We start from the raw sequence: 6,693 nt of genomic DNA, 5'->3' as shown, positions 1-6,693 counted from the left end.
GAAGCCGGCCTGCGCGGCCTCGGCGGTGCCGGCTTCCCGACCGCGCGCAAGTGGCAGGCGGTGCGCGCCGGCGCCGCGCCGCGCTACCTGGTCGTCAATGCCGACGAAGGCGAGCCGGGCACCTTCAAGGACCGCCACTACCTGGAAACGGCGCCGCACCGGGTGCTCGAGGGCGCGCTGGCGAGCGCGCTCGCGGTGGGCGCGGCGGCGATCTACGTCTACCTGCGCGACGAATACCCCGGCCTGCACGCGGTGCTGCGCGAGGCGATCGCCGAACTGGAGGCCGCCGGCCTCGTCGCACCCGGCTTCATCGTGTTGCGCCGCGGCGCCGGCGCCTACATCTGCGGCGAGGAGTCGGCGCTGATCGAGTCGCTCGAAGGCAAGCCGGGCAAGCCGCGCCATCGCCCGCCCTTCGTCGCCGAGGCCGGGCTCTTCGGCCGACCGACGCTGGTGAACAACGTCGAGACCCTGTACTGGATCCCGCTGCTCGCCGCCGGCGCCGCCTTCGCCGGCGAGGGGCGGCGCCGGCGCAGCGGCCTGCGCAGCTTCTCGGTGTCTGGCCGCGTGAACAAGCCCGGTGTGCACCTGGCCCCCGCCGGCATCACCCTGCGCGAGCTGGTGGACGAGCACTGCGGCGGCCTGCAGCCCGGCCACCGCCTGCTCGCCTACCTGCCCGGCGGCGCCTCGGGCGGCATCCTGCCCGCCGCGCTCGCCGACCTGCCGCTCGACTTCGACACCTTGCAGCCCCATGGCTGCTTCATCGGCTCGGCGGCGATCATCGTGCTCTCGGACCAGGACGATCTGCGCGCCGTCGCCGACAATCTGCTCGCCTTCTTCGCCGACGAATCCTGCGGCCAATGCACGCCCTGCCGCCTCGGCACCGAAAAGCTGCTCGCGCTGCTGCGCACGGACGACTGGGACGTGGCGCGCCTGCAGGCCCTCGCGCAGACCCTGCGCGACGCCTCGATCTGCGGCCTCGGCCAGGCCGCGCCCAACCCGGTGAGCAGCCTGCTGCGCTTCTTCCCGGCCGAGCTCGCGCGCGCCGGGGTGAGGCTGCATGCCGGGCCTCCTGCCCGCGATGCCGGGGAGCTGCAGCCATGAGCCGGCACGATCGCGAGGACCTTGGCTCCACGCCCAAGCCCCCCAACCTGGCGACGGCGCCAGTTGTTGCGGCAGCACACGACGCGCTCGACCAGCGTGCGGACGCCTTCGAGATCGTCCTCGACGGCGTCGCGGTCCCGGCCTTCCCCGGCGAGACGCTGTGGCAGGTCGCGCTGCGCGCCGGCGAGCGCATCCCCCACCTGTGCTTCAAGGACGCTCCCGGCTACCGCGCCGACGGCAACTGCCGCGCCTGCATGGTCGAGATCGAGGGCGAGCGCGTGCTCGCCGCCTCCTGCATGCGTGCGGCGCAGCCGGGCATGGTGGTACGCAGCGCCAGCTCGACGCGGGCACGACAGGCGCGCGAGGGCGTGCTCGAACTGCTGCTCGAACAGCAGCCGGCACGCACGCACAGCCCCGACCGCTCCAGCCATTTCTGGGAGCTGGTCGAGCACATGCGTTTGCCCGCCGCCGACCGCGGCCCCGCAGCGCAGCAGCCGGACCGCACCCACCCCGCGATCCACGTGAACCTGGACGCCTGCATCACCTGCGGCCTGTGCGTGCGCGCCTGCCGCGAGGTGCAGGTGAACGAGGTCATCGGCCTCGCCCACCGCGGTGCACGCGCGAAGATCGTCTTCGACTTCGACGATGCGCTCGGCGACAGCAGCTGCGTGGCCTGCGGCGAGTGCGTGCAGGCCTGTCCCACCGGCGCGCTGATGCCCGCCACCCTGGTCGATGCGCAGGGCCGCGGCGACTCGGCCTGCGCCGAGCGCAAGGTGGATTCGGTGTGCCCCTACTGCGGCGTGGGCTGCCAGCTCACCTACCACGTCCGGGACGAGCGCATCCTCTTCGTCGAGGGCCGCAACGGCCCGGCCAACGAGAACCGCCTGTGCGTGAAGGGCCGCTTCGGCTTCGATTACCCCAACCACCGCGGCCGCCTCACGACGCCGCTGATCCGCCGCGCGGGCGTGCCCAAGGGCGTGGATCCCGCCTTCGATCCAGCCAACCCGCTCACCCACTTCCGGCCGGCGAGCTGGGACGAGGCGCTCGACTTCGCCGCCGCCGGCCTGCGCCGCCTGCTCGACGCCCACGGCCCGGGCGTGCTCGCCGGCTTCGGCAGCGCCAAGTGCTCCAACGAGGAAGCCTGGTTGTTCCAGAAGCTGGTGCGCACCGGCTTCGGCTCCAACAACGTCGACCACTGCACCCGGCTGTGCCACGCCAGCTCGGTCGCCGCGCTGATGGAGTGCATCGGCTCGGGCGCGGTCACGGCCTCCTTCATGCAGGCCGCGTACGCGGACGTGGTGATCCTCACCGGCTGCAACCCGACGGTGAACCACCCGGTCGCCGCCACGTACTTCAAGCAGGCCGCAAAACGCGGCACCAGGCTGATCGTGCTCGACCCGCGCGGCCTGGTGCTCGGCCGTCACGCCCACCGCATGGTGCGCTTCACCCCGGGGGGCGACGTCGCGCTCTTCAACGCCATGCTCAATGTCATCGTCGGCGAGGGCCTGTGCGACCGCGACTTCATCGCCGCGCGCACCGAGGGCTTCGAGGCGCTCGCCGCCCACGTCGCGCCGCTCACGCCCGAGGCCATGGCGCCGCTGTGCGGGGTGGCGCCGGACGAGATTCGCGCCATCGCCCGCCTCTACGCCACCGCCGAGCGCGCGATGATCTTCTGGGGCATGGGCATCTCGCAGCATGTGCACGGCACCGACAACGCGCGCTGCCTGATCGCGCTCGCGCTCGCCACCGGCCATGTCGGCCGCCCCGGCACCGGCCTGCATCCGCTGCGCGGGCAGAACAACGTGCAGGGGGCGTCCGACGCCGGCCTCATCCCCATGGTGCTGCCCGACTACCGCCCGGTGGGCGACGCGCAGTACCGCGCCGCCTTCGAGGAACTGTGGGCGACGCCGCTCCCCGCCGAGCCCGGCCTCACGGTCGTCGAGACCATGGACGCGATCGCCGCAGGCCGGGTGCGCGGCATGTACATCCTCGGCGAGAACCCGGCGATGTCCGACCCCGACCTGCACCACACCCGCGCCGCGCTCGCCAGGCTCGAGCACCTCGTCGTGCAGGACCTCTTCGTCACCGAGACCGCGCAGTTCGCCGACGTGATCCTGCCCGCCTCGGCCTGGCCCGAGAAGGACGGCACCGTCACCAACACCAACCGCCAGATCCAGCTCGGCCGCGCCGCCGTGCCGCTGCCCGGCGAGGCGCGGCCCGACTGGTGGATCCTCCAGCAGCTCGCCCGCCGCCTCGGCCTCGACTGGCAGTACGCGCACCCGCGCGAAGTCTTCGCCGAGATGAAGCGGGCGATGCGCTCGCTCGACCACATCGACTGGGCGCGTCTGGAGCGCGAGGGAGCGGTCACAACCCCTTGCCCGGCCGAGGACGCCCCGGGCAAGGACGTGGTCTTCGACGACCGCTTCCCCACCGCGAGCGGACGCGCGCGCTTCCGCCCCACCGTGCCGCTGCCGCCCGACGAGCCGGTCGACGCCGCCTGGCCCACGGTGCTGATCACCGGCCGCCAGCTCGAACACTGGCACACCGGCGCGATGACGCGGCGCAGCGCGGTGCTCGACGCGCTCGAACCGGCCGCGGTGGCGACGCTGGCCCCGGCCGAACTGGCGCGCCTCGGCCTCGCTCCCGGTGCCGCACTGAGCATCGAGACCCGCCGCGGCCGCATCACGCTCGCCGCCCGCGCCGATCCGCTGATGCCCGCGGGCATGGTCTTCGTGCCCTTCTGCTACGTCGAAGCCGCAGCCAACCTGCTCACCAACCCGGCCCTCGATCCGTACGGAAAGATTCCGGAGTTCAAGTACGCTGCGTGCCGGCTCGCGTCCGCATGAACCTGCCGGGCGGCGCACTCTGCGCGCGCCGCCGTCCCGAACGCGGGGCGCCGGGTCCGCGCGGCACCGCCGCGGCCGTCCTTGATGCTGTCATGCGCAGAGTTCGGGTGCTATAGAGACACTGTGCGCGCGAAACGGTGTTCGCGGCTTCGCACCAGCGGCGGGGAGGACGGTGCCATGAGCGAGAAGATCGACCAACTGGTGGGCGAACGGCGCGCGGCCCTCGGGCGCAAGGACGGCGTCGCGGACAAATGGGGCCTGGCCCTGTCGGGCGGCGGCATCCGCAGCGCGACCTTCTGCTTCGGCCTGCTCGGCGTGCTCGCGCGCAACCGCCTGCTTGAACGCTTCGACCTGCTGTCGACCGTGTCCGGCGGCGGCTACATCGGCGGCATGCTCGGCCGCCTGCTGCACGGCGCACGCTCCGCGGACGACACCCGCGCCATCTTCGCGGCCTTCGGCTCCCAGGAGCCACGCTGGTTTCGCTGGTGGCTGCGCGCCAACGGCCGCTACCTGGTGCCGCGCGGACCGGCCGACAAGACCTTCGCGCTCGCCGTCTTCCTGCGCAACCTGCTCGCGATCCACCTCGAGCTCGGCGCGCTGGCCCTCGCGCTCGGCGTGGTGCTGGCGGCGGTCGATGTGGGCGTGTGGGCGGCGATCGCGCACTGGGTGACGGACGGGTGGGTGACGGGCGAGCGCATCGAGGCCCTGCGCTGGCTGCCCCCCTGGCTGCCCACGCTGTGGCCGGTCGCGATCCCGGTGCTGGCCGTGCTCGGCGGCCTGGCGACCGCGGCGTACTGGGTCGTGCCCTGGGTGGCGTCGGCCGGGCGGCCGGGATGGCGGCCCGGCTTCGTCGCCGTGCAATGCGTGATCCTGACGATCGTCCTGGGCCTGTTGGTGCATTACGGCGACGCCATCATCGGTCCGCAGTGGCAGCCCGGTCATGCGATCCGGATGGCGCTGGCCTGGGGCGCGATCGGCCTGGCCGTCGCCTGGCTGATCGCGATCCCGTGGTCGCGCTTCCTGTTGCGCCACCTCTTCGACGAGACCGAGCGCGATGCGCTGCGGCTCCGCGAGGAGGCGGTGCGGCGTTGGCTGGCCGACTGGCAATCCCTGTGCATGAAGGCGATCGCGGTCGTGCTGCTGCTCGGACTGGTGGACCGGGTGGCGTGGTTCCTCGCCTTCGAGTTCAAGGCGCAGGCCAATACCGCGCTCGCCCTGGCGGTGGCCGCCGCCGTGCTGCGGGCGGCGATGCCGGCGCTGGGTGGCGGCCCCCAAGGCGGAATCAGCGGCAAGCTGCTGCTGAGCCTGGGCCAGCTCTCCGGCTACGTACTCAGCTTCCTGCTGTGCGCGTGGTGGGTCTCGCTTGTGCACGCGGCGGCGCTGGGGCCGATGTTCGCGACCGAGGGCACGGTGGACTTCGGCGCGCCCTGGCTCCGGCTGCTCGCGATCGGTACTGCGGCCGGCGGCTACGTGCTCGCCACCGGGCGGAATTTCGAGTTCCTCAACCTGTCCTCGCTGCACACCTTCTACCGCGCGCGCCTGGTGCGCAGCTACCTGGGCGCGGCCAATCCGGCCCGCTTCGGCCAGCAGGACACACTCGGGCCGACCGCCGTCGTGTCCGAGCGCGGCGCCGCACACCTCGCCCACAAGAGCGTGTTCGACCCCGACCCCGACGATGACCTCGCGCTGGAAGCCTACGCGCCGCATCGGCAAGGCGGCCCGGTGCATCTGATCGGGGTCTGCATCAATCAGACGCACGACCCGCGCGGCGGACTGTTCAACCGCGACCGCCGCGGCCTGCCGCTGACGGTGGGCCCCGAAGGCTGGGTGCGGGTGGGCCAGGAACCGTGGTTCCAGGTGACCGGTGCAGGCGCCCTCGGCCTGGGTTCGTGGGTGGCGATCTCGGGCGCCGCGGTGTCGCCCGGCCTGGGCAGCCAGACGCGCGGCGGCATCTCGGCGCTGCTGGCCTTCGCCGGCATTCGCCTCGGCTACTGGTGGACGCGCGCTGCACGGGAGAACCTGCAGCGCCCGAAACGCCGCCTCGCGGCCAAGTCACGCGGCCTGCTCAGCGAGGTGTTCTGCAACTTCAAGGGCAGCAGCGGACCCGACTGGTTCCTCAGCGATGGCGGCCACTTCGAGAACACGGCCGCCTACGCCCTGCTCGCCGAACGCTGCCGCATGATCGTGCTCGCCGACTGCGGCGCCGACCCGGACTACCGCTTCGGCGACCTGGAGAACCTGGTGCGCAAGGCGCGCATCGACCTCGGCGCGGAGATCGAATTCCTGCGCCCGCGTCCCCGCGCAGCGGGCGAGAACGATCGACCGCCCGGGGTCGAGCTGTTCGGCTCGCTCAACGATCTGGCCTCGCGCAAGAGCAACGCCTGCCTCGCGCTCGCCCGTGTGCGCTACGTCGGCGCGACCGAGCCGGGCTGGCTGGTGCTGGTCAAGCCCAACATCAGCGCCGGGCTGCCGGTCGACCTGATCAACTTCGCCGCCAGCAACCCGGCCTTCCCGCAGCAGACCACCGCCGACCAGTTCTTCGACGAGGCGCAGTGGGAGAGCTACTACCAGCTCGGCTTCAATCTCGGCGACGTGCTCGACAGCGACTTGCTGGAGGCGCTGCGCAGTCGCCATGCGACGCTGTTCGAGTCCGACACCGGCGCCCTCACCGCCGCGACGCCCCGGGCCTCCGTTACCCCGGCGACGGTGCCGGCGGGCGCGGGCGCGGCCGCCGCGGCCGCCGCCG

3 protein-coding genes are annotated in these 6,693 nt (G+C 72.8%); all 3 read left to right on the top strand.

Annotated elements, in window-relative coordinates:
* Window positions 1-1,101: NADH-ubiquinone oxidoreductase-F iron-sulfur binding region domain-containing protein (locus C665_RS17600; protein ID WP_004324834.1), on the top strand; the 1,101-nt coding region annotated here is incomplete at its 5' end.
* Entirely contained in the window at window positions 1,098-3,947 is a 2,850-nt protein-coding gene (gene fdhF, locus C665_RS17595) for a formate dehydrogenase subunit alpha (protein ID WP_004324833.1), read from the top strand. The genes C665_RS17600 and fdhF, both read left to right, overlap by 4 nt.
* A gap of 177 nt (window positions 3,948-4,124) precedes the next feature.
* Window positions 4,125-6,693 (top strand): patatin-like phospholipase family protein (locus C665_RS20985; protein WP_004324832.1); only part of this gene is annotated, 2,569 nt, incomplete at its 3' end.

Origin of the sequence: Thauera aminoaromatica S2 (assembly GCF_000310185.1) — a bacterium.
GTDB lineage: Bacteria > Pseudomonadota > Gammaproteobacteria > Burkholderiales > Rhodocyclaceae > Thauera > Thauera aminoaromatica.
The sequence above is the reverse complement of the archived record's forward strand: the minus strand, read 5'-3'. Positions and strand labels throughout refer to the sequence as shown.